16 protein-coding genes and 1 tRNA gene are annotated in these 17796 nt (G+C 59.4%); 10 read left to right on the top strand and 7 right to left on the bottom strand.

Features of this window, described 5'->3' with window-relative positions:
- Positions 1 to 2 precede the first annotated feature (2 nt).
- A complete protein-coding gene (locus AC0N03_RS01175; protein ID WP_474286550.1) occupies positions 3 to 2231 on the top strand; it encodes a 3-hydroxyacyl-CoA dehydrogenase NAD-binding domain-containing protein in 2229 nt (742 codons plus the stop codon).
- Between the two features lie 154 nt (positions 2232 to 2385).
- Here AC0N03_RS01175 and AC0N03_RS01180 read toward each other — a convergent pair whose 3' ends face one another.
- Positions 2386 to 5922, bottom strand: coding sequence for a hybrid sensor histidine kinase/response regulator (locus AC0N03_RS01180; protein WP_474286551.1), 3537 nt, complete (start codon positions 5920 to 5922; stop codon positions 2386 to 2388).
- A gap of 130 nt (positions 5923 to 6052) precedes the next feature.
- Between AC0N03_RS01180 and mscL the strand changes: the two genes are divergently transcribed.
- Together mscL and AC0N03_RS01190 are read left to right on the top strand one after the other, a co-directional pair.
- Positions 6053 to 6472 carry a large conductance mechanosensitive channel protein MscL gene (gene mscL / locus AC0N03_RS01185; protein ID WP_474286553.1) on the top strand — a complete coding sequence of 140 codons (420 nt, stop codon included), beginning with the start codon at positions 6053 to 6055 and terminating at the stop codon, positions 6470 to 6472.
- A 129-nt stretch (positions 6473 to 6601) separates the two neighbouring features.
- Positions 6602 to 7816 (top strand): pyridoxal phosphate-dependent aminotransferase, encoded by a 1215-nt coding sequence (locus AC0N03_RS01190; RefSeq protein ID WP_474286554.1) that lies wholly within the window; start codon positions 6602 to 6604, stop codon positions 7814 to 7816.
- Between the two features lie 3 nt (positions 7817 to 7819).
- Here the strand turns inward: AC0N03_RS01190 and hemA are convergent, their stop codons facing one another.
- Complete coding sequence (gene hemA, locus AC0N03_RS01195) at positions 7820 to 9094, bottom strand: 5-aminolevulinate synthase (RefSeq protein WP_474286555.1); 1275 nt, start codon at positions 9092 to 9094, stop codon at positions 7820 to 7822.
- Positions 9095 to 9660: 566 nt separating this feature from the next.
- On the opposite strand from hemA, the gene AC0N03_RS01200 reads away from it, so the two are divergent.
- Positions 9661 to 10044, top strand: coding sequence for a hypothetical protein (locus AC0N03_RS01200; protein ID WP_474286556.1), 384 nt, complete (start codon positions 9661 to 9663; stop codon positions 10042 to 10044).
- A gap of 31 nt (positions 10045 to 10075) precedes the next feature.
- Here the strand turns inward: AC0N03_RS01200 and AC0N03_RS01205 are convergent, their stop codons facing one another.
- Entirely contained in the window at positions 10076 to 10618 is a 543-nt protein-coding gene (locus AC0N03_RS01205) for a phosphatase PAP2 family protein (RefSeq protein ID WP_474286557.1), read from the bottom strand.
- Between the two features lie 224 nt (positions 10619 to 10842).
- Between AC0N03_RS01205 and AC0N03_RS01210 the strand changes: the two genes are divergently transcribed.
- The gene (locus AC0N03_RS01210) at positions 10843 to 11187 is read left to right on the top strand and encodes a hypothetical protein (RefSeq protein WP_474286558.1); all 345 of its coding nucleotides are present in this window, start codon (positions 10843 to 10845) and stop codon (positions 11185 to 11187) included.
- 159 nt (positions 11188 to 11346) lie between these two features.
- On the opposite strand, the gene AC0N03_RS01215 is transcribed toward AC0N03_RS01210, so the two are convergent.
- Entirely contained in the window at positions 11347 to 11856 is a 510-nt protein-coding gene (locus AC0N03_RS01215) for a Spy/CpxP family protein refolding chaperone (RefSeq protein ID WP_474286559.1), read from the bottom strand.
- Positions 11857 to 12111: 255 nt separating this feature from the next.
- Here AC0N03_RS01215 and fumC point away from each other — a divergent pair, with 255 nt between their 5' ends.
- Positions 12112 to 13509 carry a class II fumarate hydratase gene (gene fumC, locus AC0N03_RS01220; protein WP_474286560.1) on the top strand — a complete coding sequence of 466 codons (1398 nt, stop codon included), beginning with the start codon at positions 12112 to 12114 and terminating at the stop codon, positions 13507 to 13509.
- An 86-nt stretch (positions 13510 to 13595) separates the two neighbouring features.
- Positions 13596 to 13874: a hypothetical protein gene (locus AC0N03_RS01225; protein WP_474286561.1), complete on the top strand. Its 279-nt coding sequence runs from the start codon at positions 13596 to 13598 to the stop codon at positions 13872 to 13874.
- Between the two features lie 96 nt (positions 13875 to 13970).
- Here AC0N03_RS01225 and AC0N03_RS01230 read toward each other — a convergent pair.
- Both AC0N03_RS01230 and AC0N03_RS01235 read right to left on the bottom strand, forming a co-directional pair.
- A tRNA-Thr gene (locus AC0N03_RS01230) sits at positions 13971 to 14045 on the bottom strand.
- Between the two features lie 151 nt (positions 14046 to 14196).
- Positions 14197 to 14895, bottom strand: a complete 699-nt coding sequence (locus AC0N03_RS01235; protein WP_474286562.1) for an outer membrane protein — start codon at positions 14893 to 14895, stop codon at positions 14197 to 14199.
- A gap of 273 nt (positions 14896 to 15168) precedes the next feature.
- Between AC0N03_RS01235 and AC0N03_RS01240 the strand changes: the two genes are divergently transcribed.
- Together AC0N03_RS01240 and murA are read left to right on the top strand one after the other, a co-directional pair.
- Positions 15169 to 15378, top strand: coding sequence for a hypothetical protein (locus AC0N03_RS01240; protein WP_474286563.1), 210 nt, complete (start codon positions 15169 to 15171; stop codon positions 15376 to 15378).
- Positions 15379 to 15405: 27 nt separating this feature from the next.
- Positions 15406 to 16701, top strand: coding sequence for a UDP-N-acetylglucosamine 1-carboxyvinyltransferase (murA, locus tag AC0N03_RS01245; RefSeq protein WP_474286564.1), 1296 nt, complete (start codon positions 15406 to 15408; stop codon positions 16699 to 16701).
- 95 nt (positions 16702 to 16796) lie between these two features.
- Here the strand turns inward: murA and AC0N03_RS01250 are convergent, their stop codons facing one another.
- Positions 16797 to 17378, bottom strand: a complete 582-nt coding sequence (locus AC0N03_RS01250) for a LemA family protein (RefSeq protein WP_474286566.1) — start codon at positions 17376 to 17378, stop codon at positions 16797 to 16799.
- 259 nt (positions 17379 to 17637) lie between these two features.
- On the opposite strand from AC0N03_RS01250, the gene ykgO reads away from it, so the two are divergent.
- Positions 17638 to 17763, top strand: a complete 126-nt coding sequence (gene ykgO, locus AC0N03_RS01255) for a type B 50S ribosomal protein L36 (protein WP_474286567.1) — start codon at positions 17638 to 17640, stop codon at positions 17761 to 17763.
- Positions 17764 to 17796 lie beyond the last annotated feature (33 nt).

Below are 17796 nucleotides of genomic sequence, written 5' to 3' on the forward strand. Positions count from 1 at the left end.
CGATGGAACTGGCCAATTTCAGCTTCGCCGTCGATGGGGATGGTATCGCGCTTCTGACATGGGACATGCCGGACCGGGCCATGAATGTCATCACGCCCGAGGTGATGAACGAACTTGAAACGGCCATCGGACATGTGGCCGCTGACGCCGCGATCCGGGGCTGCGTGATCACCTCGGCCAAGGCCGCCTTTTCCGGGGGCGCTGATCTCGCCATGTTGCAGGATATCGCCGCCAGCTATAACCGGGCGCGGCAAAGTCTGGGCGAGGCGCCCGCCATGCAGCTTTTCTTCGACGGGACCCGGCGGCTGTCGCAGATTTACCGGCGTCTGGAGACCTGCGGCAAGCCCTTTGCTGCCGCCATCAACGGGCTGTGTGTCGGCGGCGCGTTTGAACTGGCGCTCGCCTGTCATCTCCGGGTCATGGCGGATAGCGAGGATGCGCGCGTCGGCCTGCCCGAAATCAAGCTGGGCCTCTTTCCCGGCGCGGGTGGAACGCAGCGCGTCGCGCGGCTGATGCCGACCGGCGAGGCCTTGCAAATGCTGTTCAGGGGCGAGCAGATTCGTCCTCAGGCGGCCAAGGTCATGAATCTCGTTCATGAAATCGCGCCCAGGAGCGAAATTGTTGCGCGGGCGAAGGACTGGATCCGGCAGGGCGGCAAGGCGCAGGCGCCTTGGGATGCGCCCGATTTCAAATTGCCGTCGGGCAAGGTGTTCTCGCGAGCCGGCATGATGATCTGGCCGGCGGCCAATGCGATCTACCGGCGCGAAACGCAGGATAATTATCCGGCGGCCAAGGCCATTCTGCATGCGGTCTATGAAGGGCTGCAACTTCCCATGGACAGCGCGCTTCGCGTTGAGTCGCGTTATTTCGCCGATATTCTGCGCTCCAAGCCCGCAGCCGTCATGATCCGCACGCTTTTTCTCTCGCTGAATGCGCTGAACAAGGGCGCGCGCCGCCCGCAGTACGCGCCGCGCCAAGACTTGAAGAGGATCGGCGTTCTGGGGGCGGGGTTCATGGGTTCCGGCATAGCCTATGTCGCGGCGAGCGCCGGGCTGGACGTGGTGCTGATCGACCGCGAACTGGCGCAGGCGGAGCAGGGCAAGGCGCAATCGGCCAGATTGCTCGCCGATCAGGTGGCCAAGGGCAGGCTCAGGGCCAGCGAACGCGATGTCATTCTCGCGCGCATCGTTCCCGCCGCCGATTATGCTGCCCTTTCGGACTGCGATCTGGTGATAGAGGCCGTTTTCGAAGACAGGACCGTCAAGCGCGCGGCGATCAATCATGCCGAGAGCCGGATCGCGCCGGGTACGATTCTGGCTTCCAACACGTCCACGCTGCCGATCACCTCGCTCGCCGAGGCCAGTCGCAGCCCGCAGGATTTTATCGGCATTCACTTTTTCTCGCCGGTGGAAAAAATGCCTCTGGTCGAGATCATCCTCGGTGAGAAGACAGGAGACAAGGCGCTGGCTCTTGCCATGGACTTTGTCCGCGCCATCCGCAAGACGCCCATTGTCGTGCGTGACGGACGCGGCTTTTATGCCAACCGCTGCGTCGGGGCCTATCTGCGCGAGGGGCATCTCATGCTGATGGAGGGTATTCCGGCGGCGATGATCGAGAATCTGGCGCGGCAGGCGGGCATGCCGGTGGGGCCGCTGGCGCTCAGCGATGAAGTGGCGATCGATCTTATCTGGAAGATCATGCAGGCCACCAGACTGGATCTGGGCGATAGCGCTGTGGATTCCGTTCAGGAACAGCTGATCGAGGCCATGGTCAGGCGCGAGGGGCGCTCGGGCCGCAAGAATGGCCGCGGCTTTTATGATTATCCGGCTGGCGGGGTCAAAAGGCTCTGGCCGGGGCTGGAGGCGATTGCGGGTAAACGGCTCGAGCCCGATACGCTCGACCGCGCCCTGATCGGGCAGCGCTTCCTTGTCATTCAGGCGCTTGAGGCGGCGCGCGCCGTGGAAGAGGGCATCATCGAGGACGTGCGCGAGGCCGATGTCGGTTCAATTCTGGGCTTCGGATTTGCGCCCTTCACCGGTGGCACCCTCTCGTTTATCGACGGCATGGGCACGGCGAAGTTTGTCGCGCTCTGCGAAAGGCTGACGGCGCATTATGGGGAGCGCTTCACGCCTTGCGCCCTTCTGGCGGATATGGCCGCGCGCGGCGAAAGTTTCTATGGGCGATTTGCCGATCGCATGGCGCATGACGCATTGAAGGGTAAACAACCGTAAGCATCCCTTCTCCGCTTGAGGCGACAGCCGAAGCGCGGCACAAAGCGTCATTGCGAGGAGGCAAAGCCGACGCGGCAATCCCAAATGCCAGATCTAGAGATTGCTTCGCTGCGCTCGCAATGACGACAATTGAGGCAGTGCTCTGGCGTGACCCTTATTCGGCGGCCGGGCGCCGCGCCGCCCATTGCGAGAGCAGGGCCCGCAGGCTCGCGGGCTTAAGCGGCTTGTTGAGCAGATGAACATTGCGCTCGGCAGCAAGGTCGCGCACTTCCGGCGAACGGTCCGCCGTGACCAAAATGCCCGGCAATTCGGAATTGAAGGTCCAGCGCAGGCGCGTGATGGCGTCGAGGCCGTCACCTTCATCGAGATGGTAATCGGCGATGATGACATCCGGCGCCGGATTGGCGGATTTGAACCGTCTTTGCGCCTGTTTGAGCGTCTCGGCGGTCAGCACCACGCATCCCCAGCCCTGCAAGAGCGCCTTCATGCCTTCCAGAATGCGCGGTTCGTTGTCGATGGCCAGTATGGTCAGGTTTGACAGCGGCTGCTGCACGGCTTTTGCTGCCGTCGCAGCCAGACCGGTGACGCGCGGCAGATCCGCGACCCAGGGCAATTCGATGGAAAAGACCGAGCCGCGGCTGGTTCCCGAGCGCAGGCCAAGACGATGATCGAGTACGCGGCTCATTCTCTCGACGATGGAGAGGCCAAGGCCGAGACCACTGGCCGAGCGCGTGGCCGATTCAAGGCGCTGGAACTCTTTGAACACCAGCTTCTGGCTGGCCAGCGGAATGCCGACGCCCGTATCGATCACCTCGATCCGCAGGGTCTTGCGCAAATGTCTGCACCCGACGAGCACACGGCCTTCCACCGTATATTTTATCGCGTTGGATATGAGGTTCTGCAACATGCGCCGCAACAGGCGCCGATCCGAGCGCACGGTCAGGCTGCACGGCACAAAGGTCAGCCTGAGCCCTTTCTCGCGGGCGATGGGCTGGAACTCCATTTCGAGCTGGCGGAATATATCGTCGATGCGGAAATGGCTGAATTCTGGCTTCAGCGCGCCGGCGTCGAGGCGCGATATTTCCAGCAGCGCCGAAAGAATTTCCTCAACCGCTTCCAGCGAGGCGTCGATATTCTGTGCCATCTGCAGATCTTCGTCGCCCGATTTTTCCTTGCGTTCGGCCAGAGACGATGCGTAGAGCCGGGCGGCGTTCAGCGGCTGCAGAATGTCGTGGCTGGCGGCAGCCAGAAAGCGTGTCTTTGAGAGGTTGGCGTTTTCGGCTTCCTTTTTCGCGCGCTCCAGTTCCTGATTGAGGCGCAGCAGTTCCTCGGTGCGCTCGCGCACGCGCCGCTCCAGCGATTCATTGGCGGCCTCCAGTTCATCCGCCGCCGTCACGCTGTCCGTGACATCGGTGTAGGTGGTGACGAGGCCGCCGTCCGGCAGGCGCGCCGAACGGGTTTCGATGACGACATTGGTTGGCAGGCGCAGCCGGTATGGCTCTGCTTCATTTGTGACGATGGCCATACGCTGGGCAATATTCTCGTCGACGGGGCCGGGGCCATAAAGGCCGCGTCCGGCATTGACCTCGATGATCTTTTCCAGCGAAACGCCGACATGGACAAGCGATGACGGCAGGTCAAAAAGCTCGACATATTCGCGGTTCCAGCACACCAGCCGCAATTCGGCGTCGAACACCGTAATTCCCTGACGGGCGTGATCCAGCGCATGCTGCAGCAGATCGCGGCTGTTCTGAATGGCCGTGGAGGCGTCGTCCAGCAATTGCAGGGCGGCGCGCTTGGAGACTGTGCGCCGGCGCAGGAGCAAGGTCAGCACCAGCCGGGAAGATGCCGCGCCGATAGCGGAGGCCAGCAGGGTTTCGGCGAATTTCAGCAGATGGATATCGGCGCTGGCCTGCGGATTGGGATCGAGCCGCCGTTCCTTGACAAAATCGTCGAAGGCTTTGGCGGTGCGCTGTTGTCCCAGATAGCGGGCCACTGCCACCTGCAGTTCATGGCGTGAAACACTGGTCTGCCCGAGGTGCAGATCGTGGGTCAGCGGCTCCAGCCCAAGGCCGGTGAATATCCGCGCCTGCACGTGTTCGCTGTCATTCATGGGCCGCAGCAGCGAAAAGCCGATATAGCAGATGAGGTTGAGGACGAGGCTCCATAAAATGCCAAGCGGCACGTCCGGCATCTGAATTCCGAACAGACTGTCCGGACGCAGGAAGGAGAAACCGAACAGGCCGTCCGTCAGAATTTGTTGCAGCGTCGTGGAATGAATGTCGAGCGAGGGCAGGAACATCGTGTACAACCAGATCGCCGTCCCCGCGATCAGCCCGGCTATTGCGCCGCGCGCGGTGCCTCGCGTCCAGAAAAGACCGCCAAAAAAAGCTGGCGCGATCTGCGCGACCGCGGCGAATGAAATCGTGCCGATCGAAGACAGGGACTGCTGCCCGATCAGCCGCATGTAGCCATAGCCGAGGAAAAGAATGAACAGGATGGCGAGCCGCCGGATGGTGAGAACGATCGGCCCCAGCGCCACCTGTGTCGAGGAATCCGGCACGGCAGCCCGGTGTTTGAACAGGTTTGTGCGCAGCAGCAGCGGCATCACGAGATCGTTGGAAATCATGATGGACAGGGCAACGCTGGCCATCACAATCATGGCTGTCGCCGCCGATATGCCGCCGATGAGCGCCACCAGCACCATCAGGCCGGAATTGGCCAGGATCGGCAGCGCCAGCACGGTGAGATCGCGGTCAACCGTGCTGTAGGGAAACAAAGTCAGGCCGGCAATGGCGATGGGAAGCACGAACAGGTTGATCGCCACCAGATAGAGCGGAAAGACCCAGCCGGCGGTGCGCAGGTCGCGCAGATTGCGATTTTCAACAACCGTCACGTGAAACTGGCGCGGCAGCACGATAATGCCGATCGCGGAAACGGCGATCATCAGAATAGCATTGAGCGGGCTTGGCCAGCGTGTGATCACGTCCGTGACATCGGGGTCTTGGAGCGCATGGCTGAAAATGTCGCCGACGCCTTTGAACATGCCGAAGGTCACAAATATGCCAACAGCAAGAAATGTCAGCAGTTTGACGACCGACTCAGCCGCAATGGCGAAAATCAGGCCGTCCTGATGCTCCGTCGCATCAATGCGCCGCGTGCCGAACGCGATGGTGAAACCGGCAAGCACCACAACGGATGCAAAGCCGACATCAGGCAGATTGGCGGCGCCGGTCTGTTCGATGGCGTCGATCACCGCGGCCAGCGATGTCGCGATCGCCTTGAGCTGAAGCGCCACGTAGGGAATGATGCCGATCAGCGTAACGAGGGCCACCAATGCGGCAACGGCTTCGGACTTGCCATAGCGCGCGGCGACAAAATCGGCCGTTGAGGTGATATTTTGCGATTTGGCCAGCGAAATGATCCGCTCCAGCAGATTCTGGCCGAAAACGAAGACCAATATCGGGCCGATATAGATCAGAACGAAACTCATTCCCGAACTCGAGGCCACGCCAACCGAGCCGAAGAATGTCCAGGACGTACAATAGACGGCGAGCGAAAGCGCGTAGATTATCGTGCGGGCGCGGCCACGCACGAATTTCTGGCCGCGCGTATCGCCGAAATGGGCCACGGCGAACAGTCCGCAAAGATAGAGCAGCGCGCTCAGCAGGACGCCCCATGTGGCGATCATGATGCAGGGTCTCGTCTTTTCATTATCCTCTGCGCATTGTGCCTTGGCGCCATTCACTTTGACAAGGATCAAATAATCGGACACCGTTTATGCATTGCACGAGCGCTGTTCCTGATTTTGGAGGAATGACATGTTGAAGGATTTCAAAGAATTTGCCCTGCGCGGAAATGTCGTTGACCTCGCCGTCGCCGTCATCATCGGCGCGGCCTTTGGGAAGATCGTGACATCGCTTGTCGAGGACATCATCATGCCGATTGTCGGCGGCATCTTGCATGCGCCGGATTTCACCAATGTGTTCATCCAGCTTGGCGGCCCTGCCGCTTCCACGCTGAAGGCCGCGAAAAAAGCCGGACCAACGCTGGCCTATGGCAATTTCATCACCATCGTCATTAATTTCATCATTGTGGCTTTTGCCCTGTTTCTTGTCGTCCGTGCGATGAACAGCCTCAAAAAGCCCAAGGCGGCTGAACCTGCCGCGCCGCCGCCGCCATCCAATACTGAGGTTCTTCTGACGGAGATCCGCGATCTTCTGTCAAAGCGCGCGCCTTAGCATGAAAGCCGGGGTTTGACCCGGATTTTCCATCGATAATTCTTATCGGATAAATCTCATTTATTCATTTTAATGAGCGGGGAAGTCACGCTATGAGAGGCGCCTGGCTGCGGTGAGCGAAAGGTCGTCATGAACGGGCAAGTCAAGGAACATTTTTTGCAAAATCTGCGCGGCGAAGCCATTGATCTGCCGGAAAGCGGCATAGTCGAGGTCATGAATGCCGGGCGCAACCGGCAGGGGCTCATACCGCTCTGGGTGGGAGAGGGCGATGTGCCCACCCCTGACTTTATTTGCGAAGCCGCACGCCGCAGCCTGCAGGCGGGCGAGACTTTTTACACCTATCAGCGCGGCATTCCTGATCTGCGCGCCGCCATTGCCGCCTATATGACGCGGGTTTACGGCCCTCTGCACGGCCAGCCTTTCGCGCCCGAGCGGTTTTTTGTCACCATTGGCGGGATGCATGCCATTCAGACGGCCGTCCGCATACTCGCCGGCGGCGGCGACGAGGTGCTGGTGCCGACACCGGCCTGGCCGAATTTTCGCGGCGCGCTGATCGCTGCCGGCGCGAAGCCGGTGGACGTGCCGATGGTGCTGGCCGAGCGCGGCGGCGCACCGGCGAACTGGTTCCTCAATATCGACGATCTTGCCGCAGCGACGACGCCCGCGACGCGCGCGATCATCATCAACACGCCCTCCAATCCCACCGGCTGGACCGCCAGCCTCGAAGAATTGCAGCAGGTGCTGGATTTTGCGCGAAGCCGCAACATCTGGATCATCGCCGATGAAATCTATGGCCGTATCGTCTACGAGGGCGAGCGCGCGCCTTCCTTCCACGATATCATGCGCCCCGACGACAAAATCATGTTTGTCCAGACATTGTCCAAGAACTGGGCGATGACGGGCTGGCGCATCGGCTGGCTGGAAGCCCCGCCCGAACTGGGTCAGATCATTGAAAATCTTATACAGTTTTCGACATCCGGTGTTCCGGTTTCTACCCAGCGCGCGGCGATTGCGGCGCTTGAGCAGGGGGAGGACTTCATCCTCCGGCAGAATGCCAGACTGCGCCAGAACCGCGAAATGATCTGTGCGGAAATGGCTGCGCATCCCAAGGTGCATTTCGCCGCGCCAGCGGGCGCGTTCTATCTTTTCTGCCGGATCGAAGGCGTGGCCGATACGCGGAAGCTGGCGCTTGATCTGATCGAGAGCGCCAACCTCGGCGTTGCTCCCGGCTCCACGTTCGGCACGGGCGCGGAGCAATATATCCGCCTTTGTTTCGCACGCAAAACCGAGGATATGCGCGAAGTGGTGCGCCGGCTGGGCGTGTGGCTTGGCGGCCGCGACTGAGATTTACTCGGCGGCGCGTTTCATCTCCGGATAGGTGCAATGCGCCGGGGCCGCGCTGATCGTGGAATTATCAGCGAAGCTCAGGCCAAGGCTGCTCCAGACATCGACAAGCGCGTCCACCAGAACGGCGATATGCGCGTCGGTGTGATAGGGCGTTGGCGTGATGCGCAAACGCTCTGTGCCGCGCGCCACGGTCGGATAATTGATGGGCTGGATGTAAATATTGTGCCGCTCCATCAGCATGTCGCAGGCCGCCTTGCACTTTTCTGCGTTGCCGACGAAGACCGGCACGATATGCGACGGCGATTCCATCACCGGCAGGCCGACAGCCTTCAGGGCATGCTTGGTGCGTGCAACCTGATTGCGGTGGCGGGCACGCTCCATTTCGCTGGCCTTGAGATGGCGGATGGCGGCGGTCGCGGCTGCAGCCACGCTCGGCGGCAGGGCCGTCGTAAAGATGAAGCTCGGCGCGAAGCTGCGCACGGCGTCGATGATCGATGCTCTGGCGGCTATGTAGCCGCCCAGCGTGCCAAATCCCTTCGCGAGTGTGCCTTCAATCACGTCGATCTCGGACATCAGCTTTTCGCGCTCGGCAACACCGCCGCCGCGCGGGCCATACATGCCGACGGCGTGAACCTCGTCGATATAGGTCATGGCATTATAGGTTTTGGCCAGTTCGACTATCCGCGCTATCGGGGCAATGTCGCCGTCCATGGAATAAAGGCTTTCGAAGACGATCAGCTTGGCGCGGTCCTTGCCTGCGGCGCGGAGCAATTCCTCAAGATGATCGGCGTCATTGTGGCGGAACACCTGTTTCTCGCAGCCCGAACGCCGGATGCCCTCGATCATCGAATTGTGATTCATCGCATCGGAGAGGATGAGGCAATTGGGCAGCAGCCCCGCGATGGTGGAGATGCCGGCAAGATTCGAAATCCAGCCCGATGTGAAAACCAGCGCCGCTTCCTTGCCGTGAAGGTCTGCGAGTTCCGCCTCAAGTTTGACGGTTGCATGGTTTGTACCGGAAATGTTGCGCGTTCCTCCGGCGCCTACGCCATATTTCTGCGCAGCCTCGACCATGGCGGAAATAACTGCTGGGTGCCGGCCCATGCCGAGATAATCGTTTGAACACCATATCGTGACGTCCCGCTGCTCCTGCGGCGCATGATAGGCCGCTTGCGGAGGGCGTGCCGCATCGCGCTCGAGATCTGCAAAAACGCGATAGCGCTTTTCAGTCTTCAGGCTGGCAATGGCGTTTTCAAAAACCTGATCATAATCCATCGGTCACGTCCCATTGACGACGATCGTCATGCTGCAATTCATCTTACTCACTAAACCGAATATCTGGCAAAAGCGAGTGACACATGGTCTCACTTTGAGCAGCTAGCCCCGGCGTTTAACCCCATGCATTGACATGGGTCAAGCAAGGACGACGCCTCCGGCGCAAATCATATCACGATGCCACGCGGTCTGCATGGTGCTCAGCGCCAATTGCCTCACGGCCTGCGGCCATCGTCTGCAATTTACGCCGCAAACCTCTCTTGCACTGATTTTCAGAAGATCGAATAACAACGTCGCGTTAGATTTTTGAATTCCGAAATTCAGGTGCAATATCCAATTGCAGGCTGTTCTTGAACTTGATTCATTTTAAATAAATTTACAGTGAAAAAATCATTAAGAGAAAATCAAAATTAACGCGTGCTGTGATTTGGGCGAAATTTTAAAAGATTTTTATTCAAATGAATAAATTTTCATAAAATTTATTGAAAAACGTTCGCTTTAAACAATAAAAGCAAAATTTTTTTGCTTGGCGAGGGGTTTATTGATAATTTATCATATGATAGGCGATGAGGGCTTTTTTATATAAAAATTTCGTCCTTCAATCCCGAGAGGCTCTTTTTATCATGCCCAAGCGTTTGAATGCATTCCATTTTTTAAATCTTATGGAGCGTAAATACGGTCTTTTTGAGCTTGATGCGGCGTGCCGTGAAATATTGGATATTGTTGCCCAGCGGCAAATGGCCGGGCTGACGACCGGCGCTGACGACATCATCCAGTCGGCGCAAATGTCGCGGGCCTCTGTTTATCGTAAAATCCGCCGACTCTGCGAACATGGCAGCCTGATCGAGGATTGGTCCACCCAGCAGCCGCTTTATACGCTGGGCGAAAACATGTTCAAATTTTGTGAGGAAATCATGGCCATGAATGCGCTGGCGCAGTCTGGTCAGTGAATACGCGGGTGTTGCGGGATACGCGTCCCGATCACAGTATCCCGGTTATGACTCTGTCGATGCGGGTGCCCTGCCGGTAGAGCAGGTGCACCAGCAGCGCAGCGACGAGTGCGGTGGCTCCGCCGCCCATCACATCCGTGAAATAATGCGTTCCGACATAGATACGCGACCAGCAGATGGCCAGTGCGATGGCCGTCAGCCCGATGGCGCGGCCTCTTGGCCCGCCGAGGAGAAAGGCCACGGCGATGGCCAGCGATGCTGTGGCGTGATCGGAAGGGAAGGACCAGTCGGCGCTTCTTGCCACAATGAGATGGCTGACACCTGCGTCATAGGGCCGGGGTCTGTGGATGAACAGGAGAATCAACTGGTTGAGCGCCAGACCGATCAGGAAACTCAGGCCGGCACTGACGCAGACATGACGCACGGACATTCTGTCCGTGGTGCTCCACCATTGCGCGATCACGAGAAGCACCAGAATCGGTACGCCTGCGGTGGAAAGCGCCGTCGCAATGGCATCCAGAAACGGATTGAACCCCGCCGGGGCATTGATCCATTGCGTCATGGTTTGGTCCAATTTTTCCTCCAGAATTTGATTCGTCAGGCGGGAACTTGAAGGGCAGCCGTGAGTTTCGCGCAAGGGATGCATCAGGGCTTGGACTTTTTGAAGGCGAAGGCCGCCATGTGTCTCCCGGATTTTTTGGTGGATCGGAATATGACGCCGCGTCTCAATAATGACTCGATTGGTTCAGTTTCGGTTCATCGTTTTGGTTATAGATTGGCTCACGAAAGGATAATTCCATGATGAAACTCACCAAAGTTCGTGCATTGTCTCTCGCTTCGCTCGTTATTGCAGGCATGTCGCTGACCGCAGCGGCGCCAGCCTCCGCGAATGACGGGCGCAACGCCGCGCTCATCGTCGGCGGTATTGCCGCAGGCGCTCTGGTTGGTGGCGCTCTTGCAAGCCATGATCATGGCTATGGTTATGGCTATGCACCCGCAAGTTCCTATTATGGCGGCTATTATGGCGAAGAGGACGTCTATGATGCGCCCGTCGTCGTGCGTCATTGCTATCGCGAGCGTCGCGCCGCCTATGATTACTGGGGTAATTTCGTAGGCTACCGTCACGTGCGCGTCTGCGACTGATCGTCAGGCCCGTCGCGGTTTCAGCCCGATCCGAACCACCCTCGCGACTGCGAGGGTGGTTTTTTATGCGCTGTCCCGTTCCGCAAGGACCGCATAAGGCGTCATCCGCCTCATTCCGTGCCGGTTCAGTCCTCTGCTGCGACTGGGCGGGAGCCATAATCACATCATGCCCATGCCGAGGATGAGATCGTCGGCCTTTTTCTTTTGTCCGGCATCGAGCGCATCATAAAGTGTCAGTGTCGCGGCATCGACAGCCTGCATGGCGGCAACGCCCGCGGCCATCATGGCCTGATGCTGGCGTACGCGTTCGGGCAGGGTGGTCGGATCGGGTTCCTGAAGCAGGTTGGCATGTGCATCGCGCATGGTTCTTGCGGAAGAGATAATGGCCGCGGCGTAATCATCCCACGCCTTCTGCTGCCCGGCGGTGATGTTCAGTTCCGTCTTGAGCGCGTCAAGGCGTTCGCTGCTGAACCTGCGCCCCATCATCATGCCCGGACCCCAGTCGCCCATGAATCCGCGCCCCATCATTTCGCCGCGAAACATGTGGCCCATCATGCCGCGGCCCCAGAACCAGCCGCCGTCATCATCGGCCTGCGCTTGCATCGACAGGCCGCCAGCCAGAACGGCCAGCGCCAGCAGTGAGTTTCGGGCGAGGGAATTTCTGGACATTGTGAACCTCCAAGACACGACACACAGGGCCTGACAGATGGGGTATTGTAGCGCCCTCAGGCTTAGCCGCCTTGATGTGAAGCAAGCCTTCTGTCTGTTTGTATGAGAAAATCATCCAGAGGCGGGCTTCATTTGCCTGCCGCGCGCGGTGTCACATGTGCGATGGCCGATTATCGTCTATAATGACGGAACAGCCGCGTCAGCGCCGGGACAGCCGGCCAGCTGGCCCAAGCCGGCACAGATTGGGAGGACGACATGCCGCACCGCCCGACACGTATCGAAACCGACAGCTTTGGTCCGATAGAAGTAGCCGCGAAGCAATATTGGGGTGCGCAGACTCAGAGATCGTTGCAGAATTTTCGCATAGGCGATGAAACAATGCCGCTGCCGCTCATCCATGCGCTGGGCCTCGTCAAGCAGGCGGCAGCGCGCGTGAATGGCGATCTCGGGCTGTTGCCGCCTGTCCTTGCCGGCCAGATCGAAGCTGCGGCGGCGGAAGTTGCCGGCGGTCTGCGCGATGACGAATTTCCGCTCGTGGTCTGGCAGACCGGTTCCGGCACCCAGACCAACATGAACATCAATGAAGTGATCGCCAATATCGCCAATGAGCGTCTGGGCGGGCAGCGCGGCGCCAAATCTCCGGTGCATCCCAACGACCATGTCAATCGCGGTCAGTCGTCGAATGATTGTTTTCCGACAGCCATGCATATTTCTGCCGCATGCGAACTTCACGGGCGGCTGTTTCCGGCGCTCGGGCGGCTGCGCAGCGCGCTGGCCGAGAAAAGCGCCGCCTTCGCCGATATTGTCAAAGTCGGCCGCACGCACCTGCAGGATGCAACGCCCGTCACGCTGGGTCAGGAATTTTCAGGCTATGGCGCACAGATCGCCCTTGGCCGCGAGAGAATAGAGGCCGCCTTGCCGGGGCTTTATGCGCTGGCGCAGGGCGCGACGGCCGTCGGCACCGGACTCAACACGCACCCGCGTTTCGCGGACGATTTCGCGCGCCGCATCGCGGAACTGACCAACCTGCCGTTTCATGCTGCTGTCAACAGGTTCGAGGCCATCGCAACGCATGATGCGCTGGTCTTCCTGCATGGGGCGCTGACGGCGCTGGCGTCGGGTCTTTTCAAGATCGCCAGCGATATCAGGCTGCTGGGCTCCGGGCCGAGATCGGGACTGGGGGAACTGCACCTGCCGGAAAACGAGCCCGGCTCGTCCATCATGCCGGGAAAAGTCAACCCGACTCAGGTTGAGGCCCTCTGCATGGTCTGTGCGCAGGTCATCGGCAATAATACGATTGTCGCCTTCGCCGGCAGCCAGGGCCATCTCGAGCTCAATGTGTTCAAGCCGCTGATCGCGCATGCGGTGCTGCAATCGATCCGGCTGCTTTCGGATGCGACCAGCAGTTTTACGGAAAATTGCATCCTGGGCATCGAACCGGACCGGCAACGCATTGACAGCTTGCTGCGCGGATCGCTGATGCTGGTGACGGCGCTGGTGCCGGTCATCGGTTATGATCGTGCGGCGGCAATCGCCAAAGCTGCGCATCACAATGGAACAACCTTGCGCGAGGAGGCTGTGCGATCGGGTTTTATCAGCGCCGCAGATTTTGACCGGCTGGTACGGCCGCAGGACATGCTCGGCCCGGCTTGAATACCGCCGGCGTGGTACCATATTGAATAAGGATAAGCGCGTCCTGCTGAATAAGCCTGCTTTTGCACCAACGAAAGGAGAGGGCGATGTCCAAGACAGCTTCCACGGGCAAAACAGCTTCAACCGGCAAAGCCTTGGATAGGGCCGCAGAACCTGCGCGCCATTATCGTGATCCGAAGGACATCGTTGGCGATGCTTCGCTCACCAGCCAGCAGAAAAGTGAAGCTCTCCGGCAATGGGAAATCGATGCGGTTGCGCTGGAGCGCGCCGAAGATGAAGGCATGGGCGGCGGCGAGCCGGACCGGCTTATCGACGTTATAGATGCTGAAATTGCGCTGCAGTCACGACCGGCGCGCCATCGCTGAAGGCGGCAATGCGTTGAGTTAAGCCACCGCGCGACAAGCATCCGGGCGATGTGCGCCTGTGACGGAGGATGAAAAAACACAATTATTGTGAAAAACTGGTGCTGCGAGCGAGGATTGAACTCGCGACCTCACCATTACCAATGGTGTGCTCTACCACTGAGCTACCGCAGCCGAACTTATGGAGCGCCTTCTGCCACAGGCAGGCGGATTGTGCAAGTGTCGCGGCGCGGAAATTCGCATAAACTTCCTGCGGGGCGCAAAGCCTTGCCGATAAACAAAGACCCGGCCGGAGGCCGGGTCTTCATCAAAGCTGAATGCAGTCTCAGAACTTGTAGTTCAGGCCGACGCGCAGGACATTGGCATGGGCGCTGACGCGCTCAGGTGTTCCCGGGACGATATCGAAATAATTGGCATGGCCGAAATCCGCATAGAGATATTCGGCCTTGACCGACCAATGCGCATCAAACTTCTGCTCGACACCGCCGCCAAGCGTCCAGCCGGCGCGGGTCTTCGTTCCGCTTGCTGGATAATAATCGTCATAAGCCTTGATGTCGGCCACGGCCAGACCGCCGGTCGCATAGATGAGCGTATTGTCGATGGCATAGCCAAGACGACCGCGCAGGGTGCTGAAGCTGCGGATCTTGGTGCCGCAGACATGGGGGATTTGCGAGCTTGCGCCACATGAGCCCGACGAGCCGTGGAGATCGGACCAGTCGACGTCGCCTTCGAGGCCGGCGACGAAATTGTTCATCTGGTAATTATAGCCGGCGGTGACGCCGAGCAGGCCGCCGTTCAGATTATAGCTGCCGTCGCCGAGCGGGATCGGGGCAGTATCGGTCTGGTTCGAATGGCCCCAGCCATAGCCGCCATTGGCACCGATGTAGAAGCCGGTCCAGACCGGCGCTGGCGCGACGGGCGCCATGACAGGCGCGACCGGCGGGGAATTTTTCGAGGGAAGGTCTGCCGCCTGAGCGGCCAGCGGAACAGCGAAAAGCGCTGCAGCGAGGATTAATTTCTTCATGATTCAATACCTTGGTTAAAAAATCGGGTTGCAAACCTTGGGCGTTTTTTAAAATGCGTTCCTAATTTATATTTTTTCGCATTATCAACCATGATCCAGCGCAATTATTTTAGGCTTTTTTACGGCATTCGGGCATTTTTTGCCTTATTTGACCGATATGGTTATGCATTCCTTACACTATTGCGGGTGTGCGGCGGCGGGGCCGCTCTTGCAGTGCGCCTTAAAAGCGCTTAAACGGTCTCAATTCATGCCATAGCAGAATCGGGATTGTCCATGCAGGACGAAAAGGAAATTTGCGCGGCGGAGCAACAGGCCGGGATTTCGCTCTCGCCGGAGGCGCAGTTGCGCCGGGCGGCCGCGCTGGCCGAACGCGAGAGACGTCTCGCACAGGCGCTGCGGGAAAATCTCAGGCGGCGCAAGGCGCAGATGCGCCAGCGCACAGCGGGCAGCCCCGGAGCGGGGGCCCAGGAATCGGATATTTGATTGGGTCTCGGGCGACCCGGAGGTTTCATGGATAAAATTTGCATTCGCGGCGGGCAGAAACTGAAGGGAATCATTCCCATTTCCGGCGCAAAAAATGCGGCCCTGCCGCTGATGATCGCCAGCCTGCTGACTGAAGAGACGCTGACGCTGGACAATGTGCCGCGCCTTGCCGATGTCAATCTGCTCATGCGCATTCTGAGCAACCACGGCGTTGATATGTCGATTAACGGCAAGCGCGCGGGCGAGCAGATGACCACCGGCCAGACCGTGCATCTGCGCGCACAGAATATTGCCGATACAACTGCGCCTTACGATCTCGTGTCCAAGATGCGCGCCAGTTTCTGGGTAGTTGCGCCGCTGCTCGCGCGCATGGGTGAGGCCAAGGTGTCCCTGCCGGGCGGTTGCGCCATCGGCACGCGCCCGGTCGATCTCCTGCTCATGGTGCTGGAAAAGCTCGGCGCTTCGGTGGATATCGAGGCCGGTTACGTGATCGCCAAGGCAAAAGCGGGCCTGCGCGCGGCGGACATCACCTTCGACAAGGTGACGGTGGGCGGTACGCATACGGCGCTGATGGCGGCCTCCTTGGCCCGCGGCACAACGGTTCTGCACAATGCGGCGCGCGAACCGGAGGTTGTCGATCTGGCCGAATGTCTCAACAAGATGGGTGCAAAAATCCGCGGCGCCGGTCAATCGACCATCGAGATCGAGGGCGTTGCCGGACTGCACGGCGCGGCCCATTCCGTCCTGCCGGATCGGATCGAGACCGGAACCTATGCCTTTGCCGTGGCAATGACCGGCGGCGATGTCGTGCTTGAGGGTGCGCGCCGAGACCTGCTCGATTCGGCTCTGATCACGCTGGAAAAGACCGGCGCTACTGTGAGCGAGACCAATCACGGCATCCGCATCCAGCGCAACGGCAGCGGCATCGAGGCGGTTGACGTGACAACCGAACCCTTTCCCGGCTTTCCCACCGACCTTCAGGCCCAGTTCATGGCCCTGATGACCATGGCCAAGGGCACGTCGCGCATAACCGAGACAATTTTTGAAAACCGCTTCATGCATGTGCAGGAGCTTGCCCGTCTTGGCGCGCATATCCGTCTGGATGGCGATTCGGCCATTGTGGAGGGCGTGAACAAGCTCACGGGCGCGCAGGTCATGGCGACCGATCTGCGCGCGTCGGTCTCGCTGGTCATTGCGGCGCTGGCTGCAGAGGGTGAGACCATGGTCAACCGGGTTTATCACCTTGACCGCGGCTTCGAGCGTCTCGAAGAAAAATTGAGCCAGTGCGGCGCGCAGGTCGAGCGCATCTCTTCCGGCGGCTAGGCATCACCCGGCCATTCGCCGCCCTTGTTCTGATCCGCGCTCTGTCCTTCGACAAGCTCAGGATGGGGAGTTGGGAGGGCTCACGATGAAGGGGCCTAACCGCCCGTGCTGGCATGTTCAAAGTCAAAGTTCAGACTTTGGGGGCTGGGCTGCAGGTGCTGCGCGATCCAGCTTTGCGGCGGCCGGCTCAGCATGGCGTCCAGATTCGCGGCGCGGGTGGTGTAAAGCCCGCGGGCGGCAACGATGTCCTGTTCTGATTGTTCGAGGCGGGACATGGTGGCGCGGATCTTTTCGTCGCGCATGCGATCAGGGTAATATTTAAGAAAATCATAAACCAGCCCCAGATTGCGGGATAGCTTGTCCTGCCGCTGCATGAAGGCGCGCAGGTCTTCGAGGCTCCGGGGCGCCTGAGTCATCGGCGCCTTGAGAATATCCTGCTGTGCGGCCGAGAGATCGCCGATCAGCGCGGTCTGGGTGTCGTTGATGCTGCGCAGCACATCGACGATGGCGGGCGTCAATTCCGCGCGGTGGCGATACTGGGCCTCAACGCCTGCCCAAGCCGTTTGGGCGGCAGCGGCGGCACCGGGAATCACGCTGGACTGATAAAAGCCGTAGCCGAAGAGAGCCGCGAGAACCAAGATCACGCCGGACACAATCCTGACCATTGATTTTGACATTGTTTTTCGTCTTTCCTGTTCCCGCGCAATATGATGACCGGATTATGGCCGGGAACAAGGGTAATTTGCGGCGCTGCGGGCGCTGGCTGTGAAATTTCCCGGGGAAGCGGCGCTTCTTTCAGATTTGCTGTTGACGCGCGCGGATTGGATGGGTATTGAAACCGCTCTGAATTTATGGCGCGGGGCGGAGTGTGCCACGTGACATTGGGCGAAATTTTGGCGGGTTGATCCTGTCATATGGTGCAATCCGAGGTCGATCATGAAGGTTCGTAATTCTCTGAAGTCGTTGCGTCTGCGTCACCGTGACAACCAACTGGTTCGTCGCCGCGGCCGTGTCTACATCATCAACAAGACCCAGAAGCGCTACAAGGCGCGTCAGGGCTGATCATTCCTCGATGATCTGAACATGAGGGTGCCT

The sequence above is a fragment of the Methylocystis sp. sgz306128 genome (assembly GCF_056032725.1).

Excerpts from the sequence above, each read along its gene's own strand:
- AC0N03_RS01175 (WP_474286550.1), top strand. The coding sequence starts at position 3 with ATGGAACTGGCCAATTTCAGCTTCGCCGTCGATGGGGATGGTATCGCG.
- AC0N03_RS01180 (WP_474286551.1), bottom strand. The coding sequence starts at position 5,922 with ATGATCGCCACATGGGGCGTCCTGCTGAGCGCGCTGCTCTATCTTTGC.
- mscL (WP_474286553.1), top strand. The coding sequence starts at position 6,053 with ATGTTGAAGGATTTCAAAGAATTTGCCCTGCGCGGAAATGTCGTTGAC.
- AC0N03_RS01190 (WP_474286554.1), top strand. The coding sequence starts at position 6,602 with ATGAACGGGCAAGTCAAGGAACATTTTTTGCAAAATCTGCGCGGCGAA.
- hemA (WP_474286555.1), bottom strand. The coding sequence starts at position 9,094 with ATGGATTATGATCAGGTTTTTGAAAACGCCATTGCCAGCCTGAAGACT.
- AC0N03_RS01200 (WP_474286556.1), top strand. The coding sequence starts at position 9,661 with ATGAGGGCTTTTTTATATAAAAATTTCGTCCTTCAATCCCGAGAGGCT.
- AC0N03_RS01210 (WP_474286558.1), top strand. The coding sequence starts at position 10,843 with ATGATGAAACTCACCAAAGTTCGTGCATTGTCTCTCGCTTCGCTCGTT.
- AC0N03_RS01215 (WP_474286559.1), bottom strand. The coding sequence starts at position 11,856 with ATGTCCAGAAATTCCCTCGCCCGAAACTCACTGCTGGCGCTGGCCGTT.
- fumC (WP_474286560.1), top strand. The coding sequence starts at position 12,112 with ATGCCGCACCGCCCGACACGTATCGAAACCGACAGCTTTGGTCCGATA.
- AC0N03_RS01225 (WP_474286561.1), top strand. The coding sequence starts at position 13,596 with ATGTCCAAGACAGCTTCCACGGGCAAAACAGCTTCAACCGGCAAAGCC.
- AC0N03_RS01235 (WP_474286562.1), bottom strand. The coding sequence starts at position 14,895 with ATGAAGAAATTAATCCTCGCTGCAGCGCTTTTCGCTGTTCCGCTGGCC.
- AC0N03_RS01240 (WP_474286563.1), top strand. The coding sequence starts at position 15,169 with ATGCAGGACGAAAAGGAAATTTGCGCGGCGGAGCAACAGGCCGGGATT.
- murA (WP_474286564.1), top strand. The coding sequence starts at position 15,406 with ATGGATAAAATTTGCATTCGCGGCGGGCAGAAACTGAAGGGAATCATT.
- AC0N03_RS01250 (WP_474286566.1), bottom strand. The coding sequence starts at position 17,378 with ATGTCAAAATCAATGGTCAGGATTGTGTCCGGCGTGATCTTGGTTCTC.
- ykgO (WP_474286567.1), top strand. The coding sequence starts at position 17,638 with ATGAAGGTTCGTAATTCTCTGAAGTCGTTGCGTCTGCGTCACCGTGAC.